Genomic DNA, 22674 nt, shown 5'->3' on the forward strand with positions numbered 1-22674 from the left:
CCGTGGCATTGGACAACTGGCCTACGCGGTCGATCGCTGGCGCTCTGCCAGAATTTTTCGGTTTGTCTCCAAACGGTTCACGTACGCTTCGGCGACGAACCTTCCCCAGCCGGGCCGCCCGTGGATGTTGCGCTTGGGATCCTCGGATCGGATCGCCGTTTTCTCGACCGCTTGGGCTTCCTGGCGGGTGGCGTACCACTCGACTCGGAATGACGCCGCTTCGGACCACCACGTGTGCCGTGCAGCGTGCGAGGACCAGCGGTTCATGGGGTTGTTGCCCATGCCGACGTACAGCAGAGATCCGGCGTTGTCGTAGATCCGATAGACCGCAGTCTGGCCATCAGTACCTACCCCGGGGTGGGCTATCAAGCCTGTGGACGGTTGGGGGAGCGTCACTATGCCTCCTTCAAGGCCCTGCTTACTGGTTTGGTTCGTCGGTTTGGCTGGGCTCCTTGGCTGGTCCTCGGCCGCGGACGGTCCGCTGCTTGAAGAACTGCTCGATGGGACTCCAGGGCATCGCCCAGGCGTTGCCGACCTTCATCCACTGCTCTTGCGGAACTGGCCAAGCCGGGTCCGTCTCCGCAATGTGCCGGACGCCCTGGCGCGTGATGGGCCTTGAGACCAGCTTCCGCTCCGTCACGCGTTTGGCGATCTCCGTGAACGTCACCATCTCGGGAATTTCCCCCCTCTCGTCAGAAGCCATGAACTCACCTCTCCATAGTACTTGTCAATGCGCAAGTACTGTCGTAGTGTCGTCATCACAGCAAGAAACCCCGGTCGGGCTAGCCGACCGGGGCTCCCGGTCCCGCCCGGTGCTCCAACACCGAAACGGACAGCCGAACCCCTGCTTGACCAGGAGGTCGACCCATGCGTGATGGTACTTGCGCATCGACAACTCGCACAGCTCACCTCGGCGACAACGTCCGCCCGGTTCGCACGTCCCGCTATCACTACGCCCACATGCGCTGCGCCGAGCAGGCTGCCGCGCACGCCCCGAACCGGGCGACGCGTGACTCCTACTACCTGCTGGCCGCCGCGCACCGCGCCGCCGCCGGACGGATCGAGAAGCGTTCCCGCCGCGCGCTGGCGTGGTCCGACTTCAAGGCCGCCCCGTTCGCCGAGCTGTACTGGATGGCCGGCGACCGAGCGCGCGGACTGCAGCGGAAGGCGTCCCGTCTGGCCCGCCGCATCCGCCGGGCGGTGAGCGCGTGATGGCCGCCGTCGACGCCACCCGCACCGTCCTGGAGCGCTTCCCCGCCGGCCACCCGCGCGGCGCCCACCCCGCCGAGAAGTTCGCCGCCGACCGGCGCGCCGCCGGGCAGCCCGCCGAGGTCGTCATGGACCTGAACACCGACACCTTCCTCGTGATCGTCCGGGGAGGTGCCCGCTGATGGCCCGCATGTCACGCCGCGAGATGAACGAGCTCGCCGCCGACCGTGAGAAGTGCGCCGCCCGCTGCGACCGGAACGCCAAGTCCGGCCGGGAGGCAGCCGCCGACACCACGCTCTCCGACAACACCCGCAGGCAGGCCGCGGCCTCCGCCCAGCTCGCCGACAAGCACGCGCAGGAGTACCGCGAGGAAGCCGCCACTCTCCGCGAAGGCCGCATCCCCGGGGAGGACTGGTGACCATGGACAACCAGCAGAACACCCCCGAGGAACTTGCCGCGCTCGAGCTGTACCACCAGCTCGCGAACCTCTCCGACGAGACCGCCGACCGCGCCCTCCTCCTCACCCTGCGGATGCCGAACGGCCGCTACGTCGGTGACGTGTGGCTGTCCCGGCAGGACGTCGAAGGCCTCACCGACTCCAGCCTCGGCCTGGCCATGGTCAAAGCCGACCACGGCCAGCAGGCCGAACCGCTCCTGGACGTCGACGCCAACGACATCGCCGATGTAATCGCCGAGGCCGAGTCCTTCCTGACGGACGGCGGTATCTGATGTCCGGCCCGTACCCCAGCACCGACGGGAACCAGGTGCCGTCCGTCGACGGCACCGACCTCGGCAACACCCTCGAAGACCTGAACAACATCCACCCCGGCCTCGACCTCATCCGCGATGGCCTCCGCCTCATCGCCCACGACCGCCTGGACGTCAACACCACCCAGGTCCTGATCGCCGCCCTCGCCGGCTCCGCCGACGCCACCGACGTCCTCGCCGCGGTCGGCCACCTCGTCGCCCGCCTCACGAACGCCGACACCAACCCCACCATCCGCCACCTGCCCCTCGACCAGCAGAAGCACGCCGCCCACCAGGGCTGGCTCACCGCCCACCACCTCACCGACCCCGACCTCCGCAACAGCGCCGCCACCGCCAACCACGCCATCGACCACTGAAGGACCACGGCCATGACCAACCTGATCGCCCGGTTACGGGCCCGGCTCCCCGCCTCCGGGCAGTGCAACAGGTGCGGCGGCGTGTTCCCCGACTGGAACGGCGGCACCTGCGACGCCTGCAAGACCCTCCCCGAAGCCGCCTGAACCCGCCAACCCGAAGGAACCCCGACTCATGCCGACCTCTCAGCAGACCGCCACCGCCTACCACTGGGTCATGTCCATCCAGACCCCCGACGGCCTCATGACGACCCGCGATGCCGTCATTGACGTTCCGGAAGGAGTGACCCGTCAGCAGATCTTCCACTTCGTGGCCACCCAGTTCGCGGAGGACTACGGACAGACCTTCACGATCCTGTTCTTCGGCCTCCAGCCCAACACGCTCTGACCCACCCCGGGCCTCTGGCCCGGCTCGAGGCCGCCCCGCTTCCAATCCCCCGGCGGGGCGGCCCCCAGCCAGACCAGCACCCCACCCCGACCAGACCGAAAGGACACAGCGCATGACCGGCAAGGAATACCGCGACGAGCACGGCGACCCCGGCAGCTGGGACGACACCGAATACGAGGTGTTCCAGGCCATCGCCAAGCCCCGGCCGCCCGCCCCCACCGACCACGACCTCGCCGCCTGAAAGGACACCGCCCCCCGATGCCCACCGCGACCGCCGACACCGAACCCACCACCCAGACCTGGCCCGAAGGAACCACCGCCCGATTCCTGACCCGAGCCGGAATCCTCACCCACGACCTCAACGCCACCGTCGACATCCACGACCACGACGACCGATCCCGAGCCACCTGCCGCCCCTGCGGCTGGACCAAGAGCCACGGACTCACCTACCGCGATCAGGTCCTCGAATGGGCCCAGCAGCACGCCGACAACTGCAGCGCCCTCGCCCAGCCCACCGCCTGACCACACGACCAACTCACACCAGGAAGGACCCGCCCATGCTCACCGACATCCACACCGCGGTCGAACGGGTGCCCGTGTACGCATGGGCCGCCCTCCTCGCCACCATCACCCTCACCATCGGCTACCTCCTCGCCAACAAGGCCCGCGCCCACACCAAGACCCCCGGTTCACGCGACCCGCAGAAGCGCCGCAACCTCACCGGCCTGACCGGCATGGGCCTCGTCGTCATCGCCGGCCTCGCCCTCTCCACCAACACCTCCGCCCGGTTCGCCGAGAAGCGACTCCACATGGAGTCCCCCCTCAACGTCACTGTCGGCCTCGTCCTCGAAGCCATCGTCATCGGCCTCTCCCTCTACGCCTGGGCCTTCAACGACAAGGGCGCCACCCGCACCGCCTACGTCCTCGTCCTCGCCCAGGCCATCGGTGCCATCGAGGTCGTCCGCCAGGAACACGAGGACATCGGCACCGCCCTCGTCCGGATCGTCGGCCCCGTCATGCTCGCCTACGGCCTCCATAAGCTCCTCGGCCTCGAAGCGAAGCTCGGGAGGATCAAGATCAAGTCGGATGCCCTCCTCGCCCGCTGGTGGCGCGACCGCCTGAAGCGCATCGAGGGCCGCCTCGGGATCGGCTCCCGTGGCGCCGACGCCCAGGCCATCAGCCGCCGGAACGCACAGGACAAGGTCGTCGCCCTGGCCACGCTCGGTAAGCCCTGGTACATGAGCCAGCGCGCCTACGGCAAGGCCCTCATGCGCGCCGGCGACGCCTCCTTCCACGGCATGGACGACACCCTCGACCAGATGGGCACCGAGCTCCAGATCACCACCCGCATCGACCGCATGGGCGCCTTCAAGGGACTCCCGAACCGCACCGAGGACTACACCCTCCGCTCCCTGCGCCCCACCAACGCCCCCCAGGGCGCACCGGAGACCGCGCCCGACGACATAAGCGCTCTGACCAGCGAGGGCGCAGCAGGGCGCACCACAGGGCCCGCCACGGGCACGCCCGAGGCGAACCCCGGCGAGGCGCAGGCGAGCAGTAGGCGAGACGGAGGCGACACCGACCGCCGGCGCCTCGCCTTCGACCTCTACTTCGACCTCCGCGGTACCGGCTCGACCCCCTCCCAGAACGCCTTCGAACAGGCTTGGCGCAAGGCCGGATACGGTCTCAAGACCGACGACATCCGCGCCCTCTACAAGGACATCCACACCAAGGTCACCGGGGGCAGCCAGTGACCGAGAACAACAGCTCATGCGTTGCGCGCGACGAGGGTCGTACATGTCCCCGCACGGCGGACGTCCTGGTGCCCGTCGCACTCTGCAACGCTCATCGCATCGAGGTAGCCCTCACCGTCGTCCCCGACATGCTGCGCAGCGGCCTCGCGGCGGCCCAGGCCAGCAGCAATAAGGCCGTTGGAGCTCGAAATGACCTGGTCACAGCGGCCACTGCAACGCCGATCGAGGGCCTGCTGCGTGGGGAGCACGAGGGCGTCGTCTACTTCATTTCGAACGGCGGCCGCGTCAAAATCGGCCACACAACGAACCTGAAGAGCCGTGTCAGCGCGCTCTCCTTGCGTACGGACAGCGTTCTCCTGGCACTTCCAGGCGGACCTGACCTGGAGCGTGCGTTGCACGCCAGGTTCGCAGCGCACCGCCATGGCGACACCGAGTGGTTCGACTTCGCATCGGAGATTTTCCACTTCGCGTCTGCCCGTAATGCAGCGATTTCGGGCGTAACTCCTCTGCCTTCCGTGCAAGCAGGGACTGGCCCGAGTGCAGCAGCTATAGCCCGGCGTGAGACCCGCAAGGCCCGCGCCTTCCGGGTCTACGCCGACCTCGGCCAGCCCTCCCAGCGGGCCTTCATCAAGGTCTGGCGCGAGCGCGGATTCGGTGAGTCCGACCAGACCCTCCGCGACCTCTACAACGAAATGCACGAGGCCTTCGAGAAGGCCCGGAGGGGGACCACGGACTGATGACGCGCCAGGACACCCGACCCACCGCCAGGCCGCGGACGGCACCCCCGCCCGCGGCCCCCGGCCGCGCCCCCCTGCGGACCGCCCCGGCCCCGCAGCGGGTCCAGATGCCGGCGGCTCCCAACTGGCCTTCACGCTGGCACCTGCTGATCCCCGCCGGCTTCCGCAACCAGATGGAGGCCCTCGGTCTCTGGCAGAACCCCACCCCCCTCATCCCGTCCGACCACCTCGCCCAGACCCTCGCGGTCCTCGACCGCTACGGATGGGGGCGGTCCCTGGACTTCAGCCCCACCGGCCGCATGTGCATCCGCGGCGCCCAGACGTTCCTTCAGCACACCGGGCACGTCACCTCCGCCGGACGGGCCCGGGCCGTCGACTACATGCAGCAAACCCTCCAGGAACACGGCTACCACCAGCCGTTTTTCGCCTGGAACGACCACCAGGACCGCACGTTCCAGCACGTCACCCGCCTGATCACCCACGCCGCCCGGACCGCACGCCAGAACGGAGAATGAGCAGTGACTCCCGAGCAGTTCGACCAGGAATTCGGCCCCGAATTCGCCCCCCACATCAACTCCCACACCAGCCCGTACGGGAATTCGGTACAGCCGGTAAAGCCTGGCCTGACCAAGCGCGGGAAGGTCGCGATCACCGTCGCCGCTATCGCCATGGCCGGGACCGGGTTCTTCTGGTACGAATCCCACGCTGCCCAGGCCGCGCAGGACGCCAAGGAGACCGCAGCCCTCGAAATCCAGATGAAGAAGCTGGACCTTGAGAAGCTGAAGGAAATCAACAAGGCCACCGCTGCACAGAGCAAGGAACAGGCCGCCGCCGACGCCACCCGGCAGAAGTCCGTCGACGCCTGCATCGACGCAGACAAGGGCCTGGTCGGCAAGCAGATGGGCGTCACCTACAAGTCCGTCGTTGCCGACTGCCAGAGCCAGTTCGCCGCCGGCCAGGGCGTGAACGGCAGCGACATGGCCGAGGCCGGCTCCTCCACCAGCACCAAAAACGGCGGGGGCGGCATCAACTCCACCGGCCTGCTGGCCATCGCTGGCGCAGCCGGTCTCCTGGTCGTTCTGGCGGCTCGCCGCACCAAGAATTCTCACGCAGCGTAACCATTCCTGGTTACTTACTCCCTGCTCCTGTCGGCTGGATCAGCGGAGACGATCCCCGAGTGATCGTCTCCCGTGGAAGATCCACCGTCGGGAACGGGAGTAAGTAATCACGCTACGTCACATACGAGGAGTGACAGATGGCGACCGACACGGCCCCCGCAGTACCCCCCGGGCCGCCGGACCCCCCGCAGACCCCGGCCACCACCTCAGCCACCGGGCAGACCCCGTCGAAGGGCTTCCTGGCGTCGATGGTCGCCGCCGTGGAACCGGCCCGCGCGGCCACCTTCAACATCGCCCCCACCACCGGCGCCGGCACCTCCACCACGGACCCGGAAGGAATCCTGGACCGCTCGGCTCCCGGCGTGTCCTCCGCCTCGTACCAGAACGCCGAAGAATCCACGGCCAAGGACCCCGACGGACGCCAGCGCAAAGCCCAGGGATCCATCTGGAAAGCGTGGTGGCTGGCCGGAGCGCAACGCTGGGGAAAGGGAGGCGGCACCGCCAACAAACGTCTCGACCTGAGGAAAGCGCAGGCTCAGTCACATCAGGTTAAGGAAAGCCGGACCACCTCGCTCAACAGGTCCGGCGGAATACCCGTGCGAAATTCCAGCGGGTCTGGCGGGGGTTTCAAGAACAACACCAGCAAGTCCGGCGGGAACTCGAACGGGAAAGGCCAGGTGAACTCCGCCGGGAACCGGGCGCATGGTCCCGGCCGGGACGGGTCCGGCGGACGTTCGGGAAGCCACGGCCCAGCCGGATCGGGCGGCGGGTCACAGCCGGGCGGCGGCCGGAAGGACACCGGGGCCAAGGACCCCAGCCGGTCAGGAAACGGCGGCAAGGGAGCCCCCGGATCCCCGGGGTCTGCCGGTGCAGGGGGCACGTCCGGCAAGGACACCAGCAACGGGTCGAAGACCCCGGCGCCCAAGCACTCCACCGACAAGACGCCGAACAAGCCCTCCAACACCGGCAGCAGCGGTGGCCCGGGGAAGCAGGGATCGTCCGGAACGAACGGAACCGCCGGCAAGGACGGCAAGCCCGGAGCAGCCGGCACGTCTGGCGGCGTGGGTTCTTCCGGCAAGGGCGGCCACTCCACCGCCGACACCCGTACGCCGCTGGAGAAGTCCCGCACCATCGGCCACCAGGACGGCAGCACCGTCCGCAACGTCGTCGACCACGTCAAGGCCTACAAGGACGGCGTCGTCGACGGCTACCGCGACAAGAAGGACGAGAACGCCAAGGAACACGACCGCCTCGACGACGCCCACGACAAGCACAAGACCGCCAAGGCGGAACAGAACACCAAGCCCGACAAGGACGCCACCGGCGGCCCGCTCACCGCCGTCGTGAACGGCCAGCACATCACCATCACCGACGACAACACCCCCCTGGAGGACCCCCTCATGGCGAAGCCCACCCCCATCCAAGCCCAGGGCATCGACGCCACCCACATCACCCTGGGCGACGGCTTCCTCAAGAACAACGTCTCCCGCGGGGAACTCCGCCGCTTCAAGCAGTACGAAGGACGCCTCGAGGCCCGCATCGACGGCCTGGCCCGCGTCGCCGACGCCACCAAGGCCCTCGCCGCCCAAGCCCGCGACCAGGCCACCGAATGCCAGAACCTCGCCGAACAGGCCAAGAGCGTCGAAGGCGGCGAGAAACTCGTCGGCACCCTCACCAAACTCGCCGACCACGCCAAGGCACAGGCCGAAGAAGCCGACGAGGTCAACCGGAAGGCCATCAAGGCACACGACTTCGCCAAGGCCGTCCTGTCCAACATCCAAACCCGGTACACGCCCCTGTACCAGGCCGTCGTCGACAGCGACGAGACCAAGCCCGCCGAGCTGAAGTTCTACGCCGACCGCGGCGTCACCCCCGCCGAGACCGCCCTCGCAGCCTGACCACCCCAAGGAGCCCCACATGCCGGCCGAACTCACCTACAAGTCACTCCAGCGGGCCGTCACCGGCCTCGAGAAGAAAGTCACCCGCAACGCCACCCAGATCCAGAGCGCCGCGAAGGTCATCGACGACGAGGCCACCGCAGCACGCAAGGAAGCCGACGCGATGGCCGCCCAGAGCGTCGACAAGGACTCCGTCGCCGACGCCTCCGAACTGTCCAAGACCATCCAGGGCGTCTCCGAAGGCATCCTCTCCTACGCCGCCAAGGGCCAGGACACCGCCCGCCAGGCCAAGACCGTCGCCGACCAGGCCCGCACCACCCACGGCAGCTTCCAGGAAGCCTTCGACCGCTCCCAGATCGACGGCCTCCAGGACGTCTCCCGCGACTGGTTCGAACAGCAGTAACCCACACCGACACCCCGGTCCGCCCGGCCACACCGCCACTACCCAGACAAGGAGCACACCCCGTGTCCACGAACACCCGCACCGCACCCCGCACCGACACCGCGGAGCGGGCCGCCGCGATCAGCCAGACCCTCGCGCCCATCGCCACCGGCATCCTCACCCCCCTGCTCGACCCCTCAGCAACCGCCATCACCGCAGGCGCCTACCTGGCCGGCGCAGCCTTCGTGGCCGCCAACTACATGAACCGACTCGGCACCTGGGCCGACGACCTCCCCGGCATCGACATCGCCCGCGCCCACCGAGACACCCTCGGCATCTCCACCGTCACCACCGGCATGGCCCTCGGCCTCGGCCTCACCGGCGGACCCCAAGCCGCCGAAGCCCTCATGGCCGGCTGGCTCGACATCGCCAACCAGCCCATCCCCGGCATCCTCTCCCTCGGCTGGTGCGCCGCCGTCGCCCTCATCCCCCTCAAACTCCGCCGCGTCTTCGCCCGCACCCCCCTCCAGCCCACCGCCACCCCGGAAACCATCACCGCGATCAACCACACGATGGGCCCGGTCACCGCCGCAGACGAGATCATGGCCGCCTGGCACCAGCACATCAGCAACCCCGACACCGGCATCCACAAGGGCCAGGTCCTCACCGACATCCTCGTCTACGCCGACCGCTGGACCGGCCGGATCCTCGCCCCCGCCGGGAACGCCGTCACCGTCACCAAAGAGACCGTCTCCTCCGTCTACCGACGCAACCCCGGCTGGATCAGCATCAGCCACGGCGACCACTCCGGCGAAGCCCGCATCACCGTCAACCACCAGCCCCCCGCCGAACTCGACCCCACCACCCTCGAAGGCGCCTGGAAGCGCCGCGTCGCCTGCCCAGGCGGCACCATGCCCAAAACCCACCTCGAACAGGTCACCGACGACCCGAACACCGGAGGACAGGCCGCCTGGGTCGTCGCCGACGACGACATGCGCGGCGCCCTCAAAGCCCCCGACATCACCGACCTCGCCGGAGACCTCCGCAAATCCCCCCTGCTCATCTCCTACGAACCCAACCGCAACGACGTCCGCAAGGCCATCATCCGCGTCATGGACTCCAACCCCCTCGAAGCCGGACACCCCTTCCAAGGCCTGGACTCCATGAAAGCCACCGACGGCGGCTGGTTCCCCATCGGGAAAATCATCTCCGGACACCCCGCCCGCTTCCAGATGTTCGACCCCCAGCTCGGAGCCCTCCACCTCGTCATCGCCGGCACCACCGGATCAGGCAAGGGCGGCGCCGCCCAGATCGTCTGCCTCGGCTACCACGCCAACGGCGCAGCCATCATCTACGCCGACCCCAAGGGCGCCTCCAACCCCGCCATCCCCAAGATGGCCGCCTACTCCGGCCTCCAGCGCTACGGCGCCCTCGGCGCCCTCCGCCTCTCCTACCACGTCCTCCAGCACCGCATCGCCGAGGCAGCCAAGTACGACCTGAAGAACTTCCAGCACTCCAAAGGCCGCCCCTGGTGCCCCACCGTCCTCGACGAAGCACCCCAGATGCTCGCCCCCAAGGTCCCCAACCGGGCCGAAGCCGTCCACATCGTCAAGGCCGGCGCCGCCCTCGGCCGGTCCATGGGAATGCCCCTGGTCCTCATCACCCAGACCGTCAACCTCGACCAGATGGGCGGAGAACAAGCCATCCGCGCCAACCTCCTCGCCGGCGGCGCCTGGCTGATCCTCCGCACCGACTCCGACCAGGTCAACCTCGGCGACCTCCCCAACGGCTTCGAAGGCATCGACCCCTCCCAGATCCCCGCCGTCTGGCCCACCGACGACGAATCCCTCATCTACGACCCGTCCATCCCCGAGAACGACCCCCGCCGCACCTTCGGACTCGGCTTCCTCGCCGCCCCCGGCGGACGCGCCGGCATGATGCGCATCGACACCCTCGAAGACGCCACCCCCCACGTTCGGGACGACCTCATCGCAGCCCCCGAAGACGTCCCCTGGTGGGGCGACGAGGACGTCATGGAGGAACTCGCCAACACCCCGCTGCCCGGCTTCGAGGAAAAGACGGACGGCGACGACTACGACGACGACCGGCCCGTCATCGCCCCCGGCATCAACCTGCCCGCCCCGAAGGAGCTGACCGCCGAGGAGAAGGTCCTGACCGCCCTCCGCGACGCTGCCGACCCCCTCCACCTCGAGTACCTGAGCGGCAGCAGCCACGTCGAAGAAGACGACTTCGAGATCAGCTACATGGACCGCCCCGCCCTCCACGCCGCCACCGGCCTGGTCGACTCCACCTTCGCGAACACGCTGAAGAAGCTCGAAGCCACCGGAAAGATCCACCGTGTGACCGAGGGTAAGACCGTCCGCGTCGCCCTCGGCCCCACCCCTGCCGCCTGACCCAACCGGGCCAGGGGGAAGCGCCTCTGACAAACCCCCACCCATGCGCCACCATCAAAACAGCACGGCCCCGGGAGTCCGTACCGGTGTCCCCGCGCCCTACGCAGCAACTGCGGGCCGTGCGTAAACCGCTCGGGCGCCCTTCCCCCAGGCCCACCCGAGCCCACCACCGGCCCCCGCCCCGAATCCCCCTCGGAGCGGGGGCCGGCCCCGTCTCAGCCCTCCGGATGCTCCCGGAACCACGCCACCATCTCCTGCAGAGGCGTCGACACCGCGAACGAGTTGCCCTTCGCCCCCAGGTTGTCCCGGCCGTAGTGGTCAGCCAGACGCTCCGCCCGATCCACATCACCGATCGGCTCCGCATACGTACTCGGATCCCTCGCCTGCATCGCATCCCGCACCTGAACCGCGGCCGCCAGCTTCCGGGTCATGAACTCCTGGCAGTCCGCAGCATCCGTACACCCCGACGCCGTCGCCGCCTGATACGCCTCCAACGCGGCCCGCGGCGCCATCACCGACCTCGACACCGACGGACTCGCCGACGCCTTCCCGCCAGATCCGCCACCGCCAGCACTGCACCCGGCCAGGCCCAGCACCGCGGCCGCCACCACACCGGCCGGCCACCCCGTACACGCTCGTCTCATGCCGCGCATGCTCCCCCAAACCCCCACCCGGGGGAACACACAGGCAGAAATCAGCGATCATCCGTGACAGGGCGCGGGGCCTGACAACCACACAGCAGCGGGAGCCCCACCGCCATGCCACCTTCCAAGGCAAAACGAGCACTCGTCGCCAAACGGCGCAGCGAGATGCTCACCATGAAGATCCAGGGACGGACCGCGGCCCAGATCGCCGACCACTTCGGGATCTCACCCGCCACCGCCCGCTCCGACCTGTCCCGGGCCATCAAGAGAGCCCACGACCTCGAGATCCAGGACGCCCAGCTGTACCGGCACCTCCAAGGCGCCCGGCTGGAAAGCCTCCTCCGCGCCGTCATGCCCGCAGCCATCGGCACCAGCCTGCTCCCCGGCGACGACCCAGACGCAGCCGACCCGACGGTCACCACGGAGGTCGACCTCAAGGCCAGCGAACAAGCCCGGAAGATCATCGCTGACATCACCGAACTGTTCGGCCTGCGCGTCCCCGTACGTACCGAGATCAGCGGCCCCGACGGCGGCGCGATCCCGTTCTCCAGCGGCGAAGCAGCCGAGATCATGGCCCTCATCGACATCTCCGACCGGGAGAACGCCGAGATCCCAGCCATCGACCCCGACGCCGACTTCGACGACGAAGACGACGACCAGGAAGAGGACCTCGACGATGAGGACGACGGTGACGACGGCGACTGACCGTCAGGCCGAACTCGAGGCCAAGTACCGCAGCCTTCCTGCCGATCAACGGCGCCGGGTCATCGCCCGGGCCCGCCCCGAGACCCGTATCAAGCTGGCCTGGGTCGAACGGCAGATGGCCATGGACCGGTCCCCGGGCGCCCTGGCCGCCGTCCTCACCGAAGGCAGGGAGAAGCAGGCCGCCCACCTCGACATGATCGACAGTGCTTTCCGGCGGATCGCTGCCGGCGAGCGCCTTCAGGTCATGCTCACCTGCCCCCCACGACACGGGAAGAGCCAGCGTGCCTCCCGTTGGGGGCCGCTCTGGTACCTGCGCCGGCACCCCGAACACCGGGTGATGATCGCCTCATACGGCGCTGACCTAGCCGACGACCACGGCCGCTGGGTACGCGACCAGCTCCGCGAATACTCCTCGGTCCTCGGCATCAAGCTCCACTCCGCCTCACACGCAGCGAACCGCTTCGACCTCGAGCAGAAACGCGGCTCCAGCGTCCGCGGCGGCATGGTCACCGCCGGTGTCGGCGGCGGCCTCACCGGCAAGGGCTTCAACCTCGGCATCATCGACGACCCCTTCAAAGGCCACGACGACGCTTCCAGCCCTGCCCAACGCGACCGCATCTGGGAGTGGTACCGCAGCGTGTTCTTCACCCGCCGCGCGTCCAAGGCCTCCATCATCCTGATTAACACCAGGTGGCATGAGGACGACCTGTCCGGGCGGCTCCTGAAGCACGAACCGCACCGCTGGGTCCAGATCGACCTGCCCGCCCTTGCCGACAGCACGACCGACCCGCTGCACCGCGAAGTCGGCGAACCCCTGTGGCCAAGCGAGTACGGCCTCGACGAACTTGCCGACATCCGCGAGAGCGTCGGTGAACGTGTCTGGTACGCGCTCTACCAGCAGAAACCACGCCCGCTCGAAGGCGGAGTGTGGAAGTGGGCGTGGATCACCAGCAACCGCATCGACCCCAAGGCGTGGCCGGGCATCACCCCGACTCGGGTCATCGTTGCTGTCGACCATGCCGGCGGCGACTCGCTCCGCAACGACGAAGTCGGCCTCGTCTGCGCCGCCCGCGACAGCGAAGGCGACCTGTACGTCCTGGACGACCGCTCCCGCACCATGGGCGCCGACACCTGGGGCACTGAGGTCTGCAGGCTGGCCATCGAGCGGCAAGCCGATGCGATCGTCGTGGAGAACAACTTCGGCGGCGACATGGCCAAGCAGATCGTCACCCAGGCCTGGCGGGCCCTCGCCCAGGACGGGCAGACGAACCGGCTCCTCATGCCGTCGATCATCGAAGTGCACGCCAAGCAGGGCAAACGGCTGCGCGCCGAGCCGATCGCGCAGTTGTACTCCCGTGGCCTGGTCCACCACGTCGGCGAGTTCACCGAACTGGAGGGCCAGATGGTCACCTGGCTGCCCGGCATGGACTCCCCAGACCGCATGGACGCAGCCGTTCACGCCCTGACCGAGCTCGCCGACCCGTCCCGGCAGGGCCTCGGTACCGAGCACTACGGCGACCAGCGGCTCCGCGGCCGCCGATGACCCGGGGGAACCCGACCGCCCCGCGCCCGTACTCTGATGATCAGGCGCGGGGCCTGACAGCAGTAGGGGAGTAGCGGTGGGCCTGCGCGAGGTCGTCATCCACGCCTGGTCGTGGCTGAACTACAAGCCCGTCTACTCCGGCACCCACCACGCCGACGCACCCGGCATGCCCAACCGGCGGGCGTTCCCCGAAGCCAACGCCATGTGGGTCCCCGAAGAGGACCAGAAGCGCCTCGCCGCCTACAAGCTGCTCGCCGCCTACGACCAGAACCAGGCGTTCGAACTCGCCGAGGCCGCCGGCGACCACCACGCCCGGGAGAAACGCGAGTTCGGCGACCCCAGCATGTTCATCGAGACCGTGATGTCCCACGTCCTGGGCCGTGAGCAGACCATCACCGTCCACGGCGCTGAAACCGACAGCGAGCAGCCCACCCCCGAAGAAGCCATGGCCGCCCGGGTCCAGGAGCAACTGCGGGAGTGGGCCGACGACGAGCAGCTGCCGATGCGGATCCAGCAGTGCGAACGCAAGTCCGTCAGCCTCGGCGACGGCGTGTACCGGCTCGCCTGGGACCCCGGCCGCATGCGCCCCACCCTCCGCGTCCACGACCCCGGCTTCTACTTCCCCGTCCTCCCCGAGGACGGAGACGCCGGCGACTACCCCACCCGCGTCCACTTCGCGTGGGAACTCCCCGCCGACCCCCGCCGCGGCACCAAGGCCCGGCTGCGGCGCATCACCTACGAACTCGACTGGATCCGGCCCGCGACCGCCTCCGGCGTCGACACCAAGGGCCGCGCCGTCCGCGCACCCCTTCCCGCCCCCGAGCCGGACCCGGACCAGCCCGCCGCCGAAGTCCCCCCGCCGCTCACCCCCGGCGACCTGTACTACCCGGCCACCGGCGCGATCGCCCGCCAGTACCCGTGGAACGACACCCCCTCCTACGTCACCTGCTACCTCACCGACGCCACCTGGATCATCGAAGACATCAAGGGCACCCCAGACGTCGACTCCCTGCCCCTGGACGGTGCGGTGTTCGCGACCCGCGGCGACGGCGAAGTCCTCGACCACCTCGACCTGCTCATCGACTTCGTCCCGGTCGTCCACGTCCCCAACACCGTCCCCCCGGCCGAAGAACACTGGGGGCAGTCGTCGCTGGCGAAGGTGCTGCAGGTCTTCGACGAACTCGCGAGCAGCGACACCGACAGCGCGAAGGCCTCCGCGACCACCGGATCCCCGATGATCGGCCTGTGGGGGAAGGCCGCCGGGTCCAGCATGGACGTCCACGACGTCACCCCCGGCCTGATGGTCAAACTCGGCGAGGGCGGCGGCATGATCGCCCTGGACACCAGCAAGAACCTCGCCGAACTCCGCAACCACATCGGCGACCTCGCCGACCGCGCGGCGAAGATCGCACGCCTGCCCGCCGTCGCCCTCGGCACCCTCGACCCCTCCCAGGCGCCGTCCGGGTACGCCATGGACGTCTCCCTCGGACCCCTCGACTCCCTCATCGCCTCGATGAGGCTGGCCCGCGACCACAAGTACGCGCTCATGCTGAAGTTCGTGCAGCGCCTGTACGTCGCCGGCCAGCACCCCGACTGGTCCGGGATCACGCCGATGCCCGCGAAGGTCGCATTCGGGTCGTACAAGCCCACCGACAAGCAGGGCGTCCTCACCCTCGTCACCGAAGGCGTCGACGGCGGCGTGCTCTCCCTGGAGACCGGCCTGAAGATGCTCATGGAGGCGGGTTTCCCCATCGACGATGCGGCCGAGGAGATCGACCGTATCCAGTCCCGCCAGTTCGACAAGGCCCGCATGCTTGCCGACGCCACCGGCGACACCCAGCTCGTTGGCGACTTCCTTGGCGTCAAGGTGACCGAACCAGACCCGGCGCCCGCCCCGCAGCTCCCGGCCGCGCCCGGCGACCAGAACCCGGCCCAACCTGCCCAGGATCCGGCCGCGCAGGGAACCGGGGGGAACACGGCGTGACATCTGTGGTGTCCTTGATCTCAGGCGCGGGGCCTGAACTGTCCTTGGGAGGACTGTCGCTCATGCGTCGCCCCGCGCAGCACCGACTCGGCCCCACGCCTGCCCGCGGCTGGGCCCACCCCTACACCGGTCTGGCCGGTCTCGCCGTCTTCTACAACGACGGCGCCCCCACGCCGCCCGCGCCCGCACCGGAGCCGCCCAAGCCCGGGCCGCCGCCCGCACCCACACCCGCAGGCCAGTTCTCCCAGGAAGACCTCGACCGCATCGCGGCCAAGGAGAAGGCCCAGGGACAGCGGGCCGGCGCCCGCCAGGCCCTCGAGGACTTCGCCAAGGAACACGGCTTCACCACCGTCGACGACGCCAAGGACTTCATCGCAGCCGCCCGCAAGGCCCAGGAAGACGCCCTCTCCGAGCAGGAGAAGCGGGAGAAGGACCTCGCCGAACGCGAAGCCAAGGCAGTCGCCCGCGAGCAGGCCACCACCGCCCGCGAACGCGCCGTCCGCCGCGAGCAGGCCCTCACCCGCCTCGGCGCGTTCGACACCACCGACGACAAGGGCAACACCATCCCCAACCTCCAGGACGCGCTGGCCATGCTGGACCGCGACCTGTCCGCAACCCCGGACGCAGACGACCAGGCCGTCGCAGAAGCCGCCGCCAAGCTCAAGGGCCGCCGGCCCGAACTGTTCGGCACCACCACCGCGCAGCCCCAGCCCAACGCGATGCCGCCCGCCCCCGGCGGAGCCCCGGCCGGCGGACCCCCGCCCCGCCAGGCCCCCGTCGGAAAGCCCGGCGACCGCGGCCGGGAAATGGCCCGGCTGCGCGGCCACATCCGCGACAACAACGCGGCCTAAGACCACCCCGGCCCCCGGGCCGAGGAAACGGGACCACGCCCTCTCCTCGTGGACGCGCGCCAAGTGGTGGCGCAGCTGTCACCGCACGCCGTTTCACAAGGAGAGGCAGTCGTGAACGACTTCCAGCCCTACTCCTACACGGACAGCGTCACGGCCGACCGCCCGTGGCTTGCGTCCCTGGTAGGAGTCCAGGACACCAACACCATCACCCTGGACCTGACCAAGTTCGTCCAGGGCACCCACTACGTGGTCCCCACCAACCCGGCGCTGCAGAACCGGCGCGTCATGAAGTCCGGCATCCCGCTGGGCGTCGTGACCGCGTCCGGCCTGTACGCCCCCTACTCGGGGCCGCGCAGCGAGGTCCAGACCGTCACCGTCACCGGCGCGCCCACCGGCGGCACCTACACGCTCACCTTCAGTGGGCAGACCACCGCGGCGATCCCGTACAACGCGACCGCGACGCAGGTGAAGACCGCCCTCGAGGCGCTGTCGAACATCAACGTCGGTGACGTTGCTGTGTCCGGCGGCCCGCACCCGGCCACGGCGATCGTCGTGACGTTCGGCGGGCAGTACTTGTCCGACGACGTCGCGCAGATGACCGCCACCGGGTCGTTCACCGGCGGCTCCAGCCCGGCCATCGCGGTCGCCACCACCACCGCTGGCGGCGGCGCGTCCGCGTCGGACGGCACCGAGGTCCTCGCCGGGTTCCTGGTCTCCGAGATCAGCTTCAACCCCACCTCGACCAAGGCCGCCGGCGCCCTGCTGTGGCACGGCGAGGTCTTCGCCGGCCAGTGCCCGGTCCCGTTCGACCCCACCGACGTCGCGTCCACCGCGCCCGGCGTCAACATCCACTACCGGTAACAGGAGGAGCAGACGATGGAAGCCCTTGAGCTCCTTCTGCAGGACACCAACGACACCGACCTGACGGTCTACGCCCGCCAGATCTACACCCCGGCGAACTACGCCCTGACCCGGGAGATCATGCCCGAGCGGCGTATCCAGGGCGTCAAGTTCCGCACCACCTCGGCGAAGCGCCGCGTCAACGCCGCGAAGTTCCGGGCGTACGACGCACCGACCGCCCTCGCCAAGCGGCAGGCGGAGCGGGTCGTCAACGAGGGCATGCTGCCCGCGCTCGGCCAGACCCTGCCGATCTCCGAGATGGACCAGATCCTCCTCGACGTCGGCCGCGGCGCCGACACCCAGGAGTACATCGACCTCCTGTACTCGGACACCGACCGGCACGTCGAGTCCATCCAGACCGCGCAGGAACTCGCCGCCGGCCAGCTCCTGGCCAACGGCACCGTGAACCTGCCCGGGCTGGGCCTGGACGTCGACTGGAACGTCCCGGACGCCAACATGCCCACCGCCGCGGTCCTGTGGGACCAGCCGACCGCCACCCCGCTGTCGGATGAGCGCGGCTGGATCGACTACCTCATCGACTCCGGCGCCCCGGCGCCCCGTGAGGTCGTCACCTCCCGCCGGGCCCGCTCGATGCTGGCGTCCAGCGCCGAGTACCAGATCGCGTTCTACGGGCAGAACGCGGCGAACAACCCGGGCACCACGCTCTCCCCGCTCGAGGTCGACGCGGTCCGTGCCCGGTTCGGGCTGCCGCCGATCCGGATCTACGACGTGCAGGTCTGGAACGACGACGTCTACCAGCGGGTCATCCCCGACACCAAGTGGATCATGATCCCGGACGTTCCCGCCTCCGAGTGGGGCGAGACCCAGTACGGCGTCACCCGCGAGTCCGCCAAGTTCACCAGCGGCACCAACCCGGCCCTGACCCGGGAAGAGGCCCCGGGGATCGTCGTCGTCACCAAGGTCGAGGACGACCCGGTCCAGATCTACACCCGCGGCGCCGCGATCGGCATGCCGGTGCTGTACGTGCCGGACATCCACATCTCGGCGACCGTCCTCGGGAGCTGATCGCCATGGCCAAGCTCGTCAAGGCCGTGTTCGTGAAGGACCCCGACCGCAACCGCATGGTCCTGCTCCAGCCGGGTGAGGAGCCTGAGCCGCGTCTCGCGGCCCTGATCACCAACCCCGGCGCGTGGGAGGACGGCGAACTGCCCGATCCCGAGGACGACGACTCCGCGAAGGAGTCGAAGTCCGCCGGCGACGGCAAGGACGCCAGGGACGCGGGGGACGGCGAGGAGAAGCCCAAGGCCGCACCCGCGGCCAAGAAGACGGCCGCGAAGAAGACCGCGGCCTCCCACCGGTCCGGGGGCCGGGAAGCCGCTGACATGGGCGACAGCGGCAACTAAGCGGCGTGCGGGCCCGCCACCTGGTGGGGGCGCCATCCGGCGGTCCCGCACGCCGTGACCACCCTTCCCACCCCGCACCCACCCTGGAGGCCAGCATGGACTCAGCCGTACAGCACTGGCTGCTCGCCCAGCTGGGCACGGCCACCGACGTCTCCGACCTCGAGGCCCGCTACACCCGCCTCGGGACCGCCCGCGCGGTCGCCCTCGAAATCCTCCGTGAACGGTATGCCGAACTCCTGGGGCAGCCCACCGGCGTCACCGTCACCAACGTCGTCGCCATCAACACCACCGCGAACCTCGCCGCCTACGAACGGCAGATCGCCGCCCTCGAGGCCGGCGACCCGCCCGCACCCGACGAGCAGACCGCCAGTACAGACGACGCCATCGGCTACATCCAACTGATCGCCAGGCCCCGCCGATGACCGCCCCCACCAGGCAGCACACCGACGACCGCGCCGAGCTCACCGCGCTCATCACCACGGCGACCACCGAACTGGTCCGGCAGTGGCAGCGCCTCGTCACCGCCCAGGACACCCTGCTCCGCACCCTGGAACGCCTCCGCCCGGGCCGCGGCGCCACCACCCGCATCAACAGCTACATCACCTCGTTCAACCAGCAGGTCGGCGAGTTCTCCCGCCTCACCACTGCCCTCGTCAACCGGTGGGCCGCCCAAGACCTCCCCACCGCCTACCGCGACGGCGCCCTCCGCGCTCTCCGCCAGGCGAACGCGGACATCAACCTGTTCCGGTGGACCGCCGACCACCAGGCCGCCATCACCGCCCTGACCGCGACCTTCTACACCGACCTCGTCGCACGGATCCAGGAAGCCGTACGCCGCGCCCAGCAGTTCGCCCGGGCCGCGCAGGACGCCACCCGGGACGTCACCCTCGGCCGCAACCACGCCGGCATCGACGCCGCTCGCCTGGCCGCCGACCACCCGCTGTCCGCGGTCATCTACCGCGACAACTCCCGGCACCCGGTGAAGGACTGGGCGAACTCGGCGCTCACCTACCAGGGAGCGGTCACCGCCAACCACGGCGCGATCAACACTGCGCGCCTGGACCTGGACGCCCAGTGGATGGAGGTCCGGGATGGCGACGCCTGCGGATGGGTCTCACATCAGGACACTGACCACGCCGACGGCACCATCCGGTCCATCGACGACTGTGCGGCTTACCCCGTGGCCCATCACGGCTGTGTGAGACAGCTGATCCCGCGCCCCGACCTCACCGGCCAGCGCGGCCTCGTCTCTGGAGATCCCGCATGAGCCACGACCGGACCAAGCCGCCCACCGAGTGGGAGAGCCTCGTCGAGGCAGGCATCACCAAGGTCACAGACGACATCTACTTCGGGTGGATCGACAACACGGCTGACCCGACGTTCTGGCACTGGTGCCAGACACAGGGGCGCTGGGTGGCTGCCGGTACGTGGAAGCACCAGATCGTATCGCGTGATCCCCTGCACCTCGAACCGTCGCTCCTGTGGAAGTGCTGCGGGCTGCACGGATGGGTCCGTAACGGTCAGTGGGAGTCGGCATGACCGAGCAGCCCATCGGGCCCATCCTGGACGGCCTCGGAACGACCATCGACCTGGAAGACGGCGACCTGGTCGCATCCGCCATGGTCATCGCCAAGGTGATCGAACCCAACGGCGACGTATCGCTGTCGTTCTGCCTCAGCGAAGGCCTGTCATGGGTGGAACAGAACGGCCTGCTGGCATCCGCGCAGCAGATCATGAACCAGACCGCCATCGGCCGGCGAGGAGACGACGCATGACCGCCCCCACTGAGCCGACCGCGCACGGCGTCCGGATCGACGCCAGCCCCGGCCACGCCAGCATCAGCATCGACGGGACCCTGCTGCCCGCAGACCAGGTTGTCGGCTACGAACTCCAGCACGACATCATTGCCGGCCTGCCCATGCTGGTCCTGCACACCCGGCAGCCCGAAGGCGCCGTCTGGGAGGGCCTGGCCCGGGTCGCGGTCGCCGACCCGCAGCAGGACCTCGGCGAGCAGATCGCCGCGTTCATCCACGGCATCAACCCGGCCGCCGTCCAGGGCGCCGCGCTCGGACGTGACGACCTCGGCAACGAGAAGACCTCGGTCACCGAGGCGATCCTGCAGACGATCGCGGACTGGGCGCGGGGGAGGGGCGCCTGATGGCCGGCCTGGACGGCATCCTGTCCGGTGTCGTGACGTGGATCGAGACGAACCTCCTCGTCGACACCGTCCGCATCACCCTCCCGCCGACCGACGACCCGGTCCTCAACCGGAGCACCGGACAACTGGAGTACCCGGAAGGCGAGACCCTGTACGAGGGCCTTGGTGCCGTGCAGGGCGGCATCGCCCAGTCCGAGGTGTCCTCCATCCCGACCGCGAACCAGCCGTGGGCGCAGGAGACCCACTCCCGGTACCGGCTCATGACCCCACTGGACGCGCCCATCCCGCCCAAGGACGCGATCGTCACCGTGGTCCAGGTCCACAACCCGGCCCGGGCCGACCTGATCGGCCGCTCCTGGCTGTGCCAGGACCCCGGGATCGCCGCGACCACCGAGGTCGTACGGATCACCGCCCTCGACCAGAACCAGACGGCAGGATCGAGGCTCCAGACATGACCCCCGACGAACTCGCCGCCCGGTTCGAGCACGCCGCCATGAAGGTCGGGCCGGCGATCCAGAAGGGCATCGACCACACCGGGACGCTGGCCGTCGCCCGGATCCGGGGGAACGCGTCCGGCCGGCCCGGGCCGAACGTCATCACCGGCGGCTACCGCAACTCGTGGCGGTCAGAGACCAAGCGGCTCCCGTACGGTGCGCAATGCACCATCGGCACTGAACTGCCGTTCGGTCGGCGCCTCGAGTTCGGCTTCACAGGTACGGACAGCCTTGGCCGCTCCTACGCGCAGCCGCCGTTCCCGCACGTCCAGCCGGCGCTGCCGTACATCGAGCAGACGCTGATGGCACAGATGCGGCTGGCCGTCACGGAGGTGCTGCTGTGAGCGACAGCAACAGGATGCACGTCTATCCGGTCGGCGACCTGATCGCTCACGACACGGAGTCCGACGACTGCGTATGCGGGCCAGCCATGCGGCCCGTGAAGCGGGACGACAGATCGGTCGGCTGGGTCATCACGCACCACTCCCTGGACGGCCGGGAGCTGACCGAGGGGTCAACCGATGATCGGAAAGCTTGACGCGTCGATCGCGGTCGCCACCATGCTGGGCGAGGTCACCGGCTTGCCGGTGGGCCGCGGGCAGAAGCCGCAGGGCGAGCCCCCGTACTACATCCTCTACAGCCTGGACACCAACCTCTCCGGAGCGCCCTTCACCGACCTGAACGAGGACGCCTCGCTGGTCTGGCAGGTCACCTCCGTGTCCGGCCCGAGCAGCAGCGTCATCAGCTCCACCGGGTTCCTGGACCAGGCCGAACTGATGGCGGACAAGGCCCGTGCCGCGTTCCTCGAGCGGAACCAGGTCACCGGGCAGTGGGTGAACTCCCTGACCGTGCCCGGCTACAAGGCCATGTGCCGGGAGCTGGAGGCGGAACCCGGGGGAACGAGTGATCCCTCAGATGCCATCATCAGCTATGTGCAGAGGTTCAGGATCGACTGGACCCCCGCCTGACCCTTATCAGGGCAGACGGACCGTTTGACCGCACCGCGGCGG

35 protein-coding genes are annotated in these 22674 nt (G+C 69.2%); 32 read left to right on the plus strand and 3 right to left on the minus strand.

What is annotated here, in order from left to right; translation table 11 throughout:
* Window positions 1-21: 21 nt before the first annotated feature.
* Together ACFZB3_RS47655 and ACFZB3_RS47660 are read right to left on the minus strand one after the other, a co-directional pair.
* Window positions 22-396, minus strand: a complete 375-nt coding sequence (locus ACFZB3_RS47655; protein WP_391389666.1) for a GIY-YIG nuclease family protein — start codon at window positions 394-396, stop codon at window positions 22-24.
* A gap of 22 nt (window positions 397-418) precedes the next feature.
* Window positions 419-703 (minus strand): hypothetical protein, encoded by a 285-nt coding sequence (locus ACFZB3_RS47660; RefSeq protein ID WP_391389668.1) that lies wholly within the window; start codon window positions 701-703, stop codon window positions 419-421.
* A gap of 164 nt (window positions 704-867) precedes the next feature.
* On the opposite strand from ACFZB3_RS47660, the gene ACFZB3_RS47665 reads away from it, so the two are divergent.
* From ACFZB3_RS47665 to ACFZB3_RS47740, 16 genes are all read left to right on the plus strand, one after another.
* Window positions 868-1212: a hypothetical protein gene (locus ACFZB3_RS47665; RefSeq protein WP_391389670.1), complete on the plus strand. Its 345-nt coding sequence runs from the start codon at window positions 868-870 to the stop codon at window positions 1210-1212.
* A complete protein-coding gene (locus ACFZB3_RS47670) occupies window positions 1212-1391 on the plus strand; it encodes a hypothetical protein (protein WP_391389672.1) in 180 nt (59 codons plus the stop codon). Before ACFZB3_RS47665 ends, ACFZB3_RS47670 begins: the two co-directional genes overlap by 1 nt.
* Complete coding sequence (locus ACFZB3_RS47675) at window positions 1391-1627, plus strand: hypothetical protein (protein ID WP_391389674.1); 237 nt, start codon at window positions 1391-1393, stop codon at window positions 1625-1627. Before ACFZB3_RS47670 ends, ACFZB3_RS47675 begins: the two co-directional genes overlap by 1 nt.
* The gene (locus ACFZB3_RS47680; RefSeq protein WP_391389676.1) at window positions 1624-1938 is read left to right on the plus strand and encodes a hypothetical protein; all 315 of its coding nucleotides are present in this window, start codon (window positions 1624-1626) and stop codon (window positions 1936-1938) included. The genes ACFZB3_RS47675 and ACFZB3_RS47680 overlap by 4 nt, the downstream gene beginning before the upstream one ends.
* Complete coding sequence (locus tag ACFZB3_RS47685; protein WP_391389678.1) at window positions 1938-2333, plus strand: hypothetical protein; 396 nt, start codon at window positions 1938-1940, stop codon at window positions 2331-2333. The genes ACFZB3_RS47680 and ACFZB3_RS47685 overlap by 1 nt, the downstream gene beginning before the upstream one ends.
* A gap of 12 nt (window positions 2334-2345) precedes the next feature.
* Window positions 2346-2477, plus strand: a complete 132-nt coding sequence (locus tag ACFZB3_RS47690) for a hypothetical protein (protein WP_391389680.1) — start codon at window positions 2346-2348, stop codon at window positions 2475-2477.
* 28 nt (window positions 2478-2505) lie between these two features.
* Window positions 2506-2718: a hypothetical protein gene (locus ACFZB3_RS47695; RefSeq protein ID WP_391389682.1), complete on the plus strand. Its 213-nt coding sequence runs from the start codon at window positions 2506-2508 to the stop codon at window positions 2716-2718.
* Window positions 2719-2830: 112 nt separating this feature from the next.
* The gene (locus ACFZB3_RS47700; RefSeq protein ID WP_391389684.1) at window positions 2831-2959 is read left to right on the plus strand and encodes a hypothetical protein; all 129 of its coding nucleotides are present in this window, start codon (window positions 2831-2833) and stop codon (window positions 2957-2959) included.
* Between the two features lie 17 nt (window positions 2960-2976).
* On the plus strand, window positions 2977-3240 hold the full coding sequence (locus tag ACFZB3_RS47705) for a hypothetical protein (protein ID WP_391389686.1): 264 nt from the start codon (window positions 2977-2979) through the stop codon (window positions 3238-3240).
* A 35-nt stretch (window positions 3241-3275) separates the two neighbouring features.
* Window positions 3276-4472: a hypothetical protein gene (locus ACFZB3_RS47710; RefSeq protein WP_391389688.1), complete on the plus strand. Its 1197-nt coding sequence runs from the start codon at window positions 3276-3278 to the stop codon at window positions 4470-4472.
* A 68-nt stretch (window positions 4473-4540) separates the two neighbouring features.
* Entirely contained in the window at window positions 4541-5209 is a 669-nt protein-coding gene (locus ACFZB3_RS47715) for a GIY-YIG nuclease family protein (RefSeq protein WP_391389690.1), read from the plus strand.
* Window positions 5209-5724, plus strand: a complete 516-nt coding sequence (locus ACFZB3_RS47720; protein WP_391389692.1) for a hypothetical protein — start codon at window positions 5209-5211, stop codon at window positions 5722-5724. Before ACFZB3_RS47715 ends, ACFZB3_RS47720 begins: the two co-directional genes overlap by 1 nt.
* 3 nt (window positions 5725-5727) lie before the next feature.
* Window positions 5728-6327 carry a hypothetical protein gene (locus tag ACFZB3_RS47725; RefSeq protein WP_391389694.1) on the plus strand — a complete coding sequence of 200 codons (600 nt, stop codon included), beginning with the start codon at window positions 5728-5730 and terminating at the stop codon, window positions 6325-6327.
* Window positions 6328-6464: 137 nt separating this feature from the next.
* Window positions 6465-8225, plus strand: a complete 1761-nt coding sequence (locus ACFZB3_RS47730) for a hypothetical protein (RefSeq protein WP_391389696.1) — start codon at window positions 6465-6467, stop codon at window positions 8223-8225.
* Window positions 8226-8244: 19 nt separating this feature from the next.
* Window positions 8245-8628, plus strand: coding sequence for a hypothetical protein (locus ACFZB3_RS47735; protein ID WP_391389698.1), 384 nt, complete (start codon window positions 8245-8247; stop codon window positions 8626-8628).
* 62 nt (window positions 8629-8690) lie between these two features.
* A complete protein-coding gene (locus tag ACFZB3_RS47740) occupies window positions 8691-11021 on the plus strand; it encodes a hypothetical protein (RefSeq protein WP_391389700.1) in 2331 nt (776 codons plus the stop codon).
* Between the two features lie 215 nt (window positions 11022-11236).
* Here ACFZB3_RS47740 and ACFZB3_RS47745 read toward each other — a convergent pair whose 3' ends face one another.
* Entirely contained in the window at window positions 11237-11452 is a 216-nt protein-coding gene (locus ACFZB3_RS47745) for a hypothetical protein (protein WP_391389702.1), read from the minus strand.
* A 327-nt stretch (window positions 11453-11779) separates the two neighbouring features.
* Between ACFZB3_RS47745 and ACFZB3_RS47750 the strand changes: the two genes are divergently transcribed.
* The 16 genes from ACFZB3_RS47750 to ACFZB3_RS47825 all read left to right on the plus strand — a co-directional run bounded on the left by ACFZB3_RS47750 (window position 11780) and on the right by ACFZB3_RS47825 (window position 22632).
* Window positions 11780-12370 (plus strand): sigma factor-like helix-turn-helix DNA-binding protein, encoded by a 591-nt coding sequence (locus ACFZB3_RS47750; RefSeq protein ID WP_391389705.1) that lies wholly within the window; start codon window positions 11780-11782, stop codon window positions 12368-12370.
* Window positions 12354-13913: a terminase large subunit domain-containing protein gene (locus ACFZB3_RS47755; RefSeq protein WP_391389707.1), complete on the plus strand. Its 1560-nt coding sequence runs from the start codon at window positions 12354-12356 to the stop codon at window positions 13911-13913. Before ACFZB3_RS47750 ends, ACFZB3_RS47755 begins: the two co-directional genes overlap by 17 nt.
* Window positions 13914-13989: 76 nt before the next feature.
* Window positions 13990-15897 (plus strand): hypothetical protein, encoded by a 1908-nt coding sequence (locus ACFZB3_RS47760; protein WP_391389709.1) that lies wholly within the window; start codon window positions 13990-13992, stop codon window positions 15895-15897.
* Window positions 15898-15959: 62 nt separating this feature from the next.
* Window positions 15960-16748 carry a hypothetical protein gene (locus tag ACFZB3_RS47765; RefSeq protein WP_391389711.1) on the plus strand — a complete coding sequence of 263 codons (789 nt, stop codon included), beginning with the start codon at window positions 15960-15962 and terminating at the stop codon, window positions 16746-16748.
* Between the two features lie 111 nt (window positions 16749-16859).
* A complete protein-coding gene (locus ACFZB3_RS47770) occupies window positions 16860-17609 on the plus strand; it encodes a hypothetical protein (RefSeq protein ID WP_391389713.1) in 750 nt (249 codons plus the stop codon).
* A 15-nt stretch (window positions 17610-17624) separates the two neighbouring features.
* Entirely contained in the window at window positions 17625-18674 is a 1050-nt protein-coding gene (locus tag ACFZB3_RS47775) for a major capsid protein (RefSeq protein WP_391389715.1), read from the plus strand.
* 5 nt (window positions 18675-18679) lie between these two features.
* A complete protein-coding gene (locus ACFZB3_RS47780) occupies window positions 18680-19012 on the plus strand; it encodes a hypothetical protein (RefSeq protein WP_391389717.1) in 333 nt (110 codons plus the stop codon).
* Window positions 19013-19107: 95 nt separating this feature from the next.
* The gene (locus ACFZB3_RS47785) at window positions 19108-19434 is read left to right on the plus strand and encodes a hypothetical protein (protein WP_391389719.1); all 327 of its coding nucleotides are present in this window, start codon (window positions 19108-19110) and stop codon (window positions 19432-19434) included.
* Window positions 19431-20279, plus strand: a complete 849-nt coding sequence (locus tag ACFZB3_RS47790) for a hypothetical protein (protein WP_391389721.1) — start codon at window positions 19431-19433, stop codon at window positions 20277-20279. Before ACFZB3_RS47785 ends, ACFZB3_RS47790 begins: the two co-directional genes overlap by 4 nt.
* Window positions 20276-20551: a hypothetical protein gene (locus ACFZB3_RS47795; protein WP_391389723.1), complete on the plus strand. Its 276-nt coding sequence runs from the start codon at window positions 20276-20278 to the stop codon at window positions 20549-20551. The genes ACFZB3_RS47790 and ACFZB3_RS47795 overlap by 4 nt, the downstream gene beginning before the upstream one ends.
* The gene (locus ACFZB3_RS47800) at window positions 20548-20787 is read left to right on the plus strand and encodes a hypothetical protein (RefSeq protein WP_391389725.1); all 240 of its coding nucleotides are present in this window, start codon (window positions 20548-20550) and stop codon (window positions 20785-20787) included. Before ACFZB3_RS47795 ends, ACFZB3_RS47800 begins: the two co-directional genes overlap by 4 nt.
* Window positions 20784-21170, plus strand: a complete 387-nt coding sequence (locus ACFZB3_RS47805; RefSeq protein WP_391389727.1) for a hypothetical protein — start codon at window positions 20784-20786, stop codon at window positions 21168-21170. The genes ACFZB3_RS47800 and ACFZB3_RS47805 overlap by 4 nt, the downstream gene beginning before the upstream one ends.
* On the plus strand, window positions 21170-21625 hold the full coding sequence (locus ACFZB3_RS47810) for a DUF6093 family protein (protein WP_391389729.1): 456 nt from the start codon (window positions 21170-21172) through the stop codon (window positions 21623-21625). The genes ACFZB3_RS47805 and ACFZB3_RS47810 overlap by 1 nt, the downstream gene beginning before the upstream one ends.
* Window positions 21622-22008, plus strand: a complete 387-nt coding sequence (locus ACFZB3_RS47815) for a hypothetical protein (protein ID WP_391389731.1) — start codon at window positions 21622-21624, stop codon at window positions 22006-22008. The genes ACFZB3_RS47810 and ACFZB3_RS47815 overlap by 4 nt, the downstream gene beginning before the upstream one ends.
* Entirely contained in the window at window positions 22005-22202 is a 198-nt protein-coding gene (locus tag ACFZB3_RS47820) for a hypothetical protein (protein WP_391389733.1), read from the plus strand. The genes ACFZB3_RS47815 and ACFZB3_RS47820 overlap by 4 nt, the downstream gene beginning before the upstream one ends.
* Window positions 22186-22632, plus strand: coding sequence for a hypothetical protein (locus ACFZB3_RS47825; protein WP_391389735.1), 447 nt, complete (start codon window positions 22186-22188; stop codon window positions 22630-22632). The genes ACFZB3_RS47820 and ACFZB3_RS47825 overlap by 17 nt, the downstream gene beginning before the upstream one ends.
* The last annotated feature ends 42 nt before the right edge of the window (window positions 22633-22674 follow it).

This window comes from Streptomyces sp. NPDC008092, from assembly GCF_042957285.1.
In the GTDB taxonomy this organism is placed as follows: Bacteria; Actinomycetota; Actinomycetes; order Streptomycetales; family Streptomycetaceae; genus Streptomyces.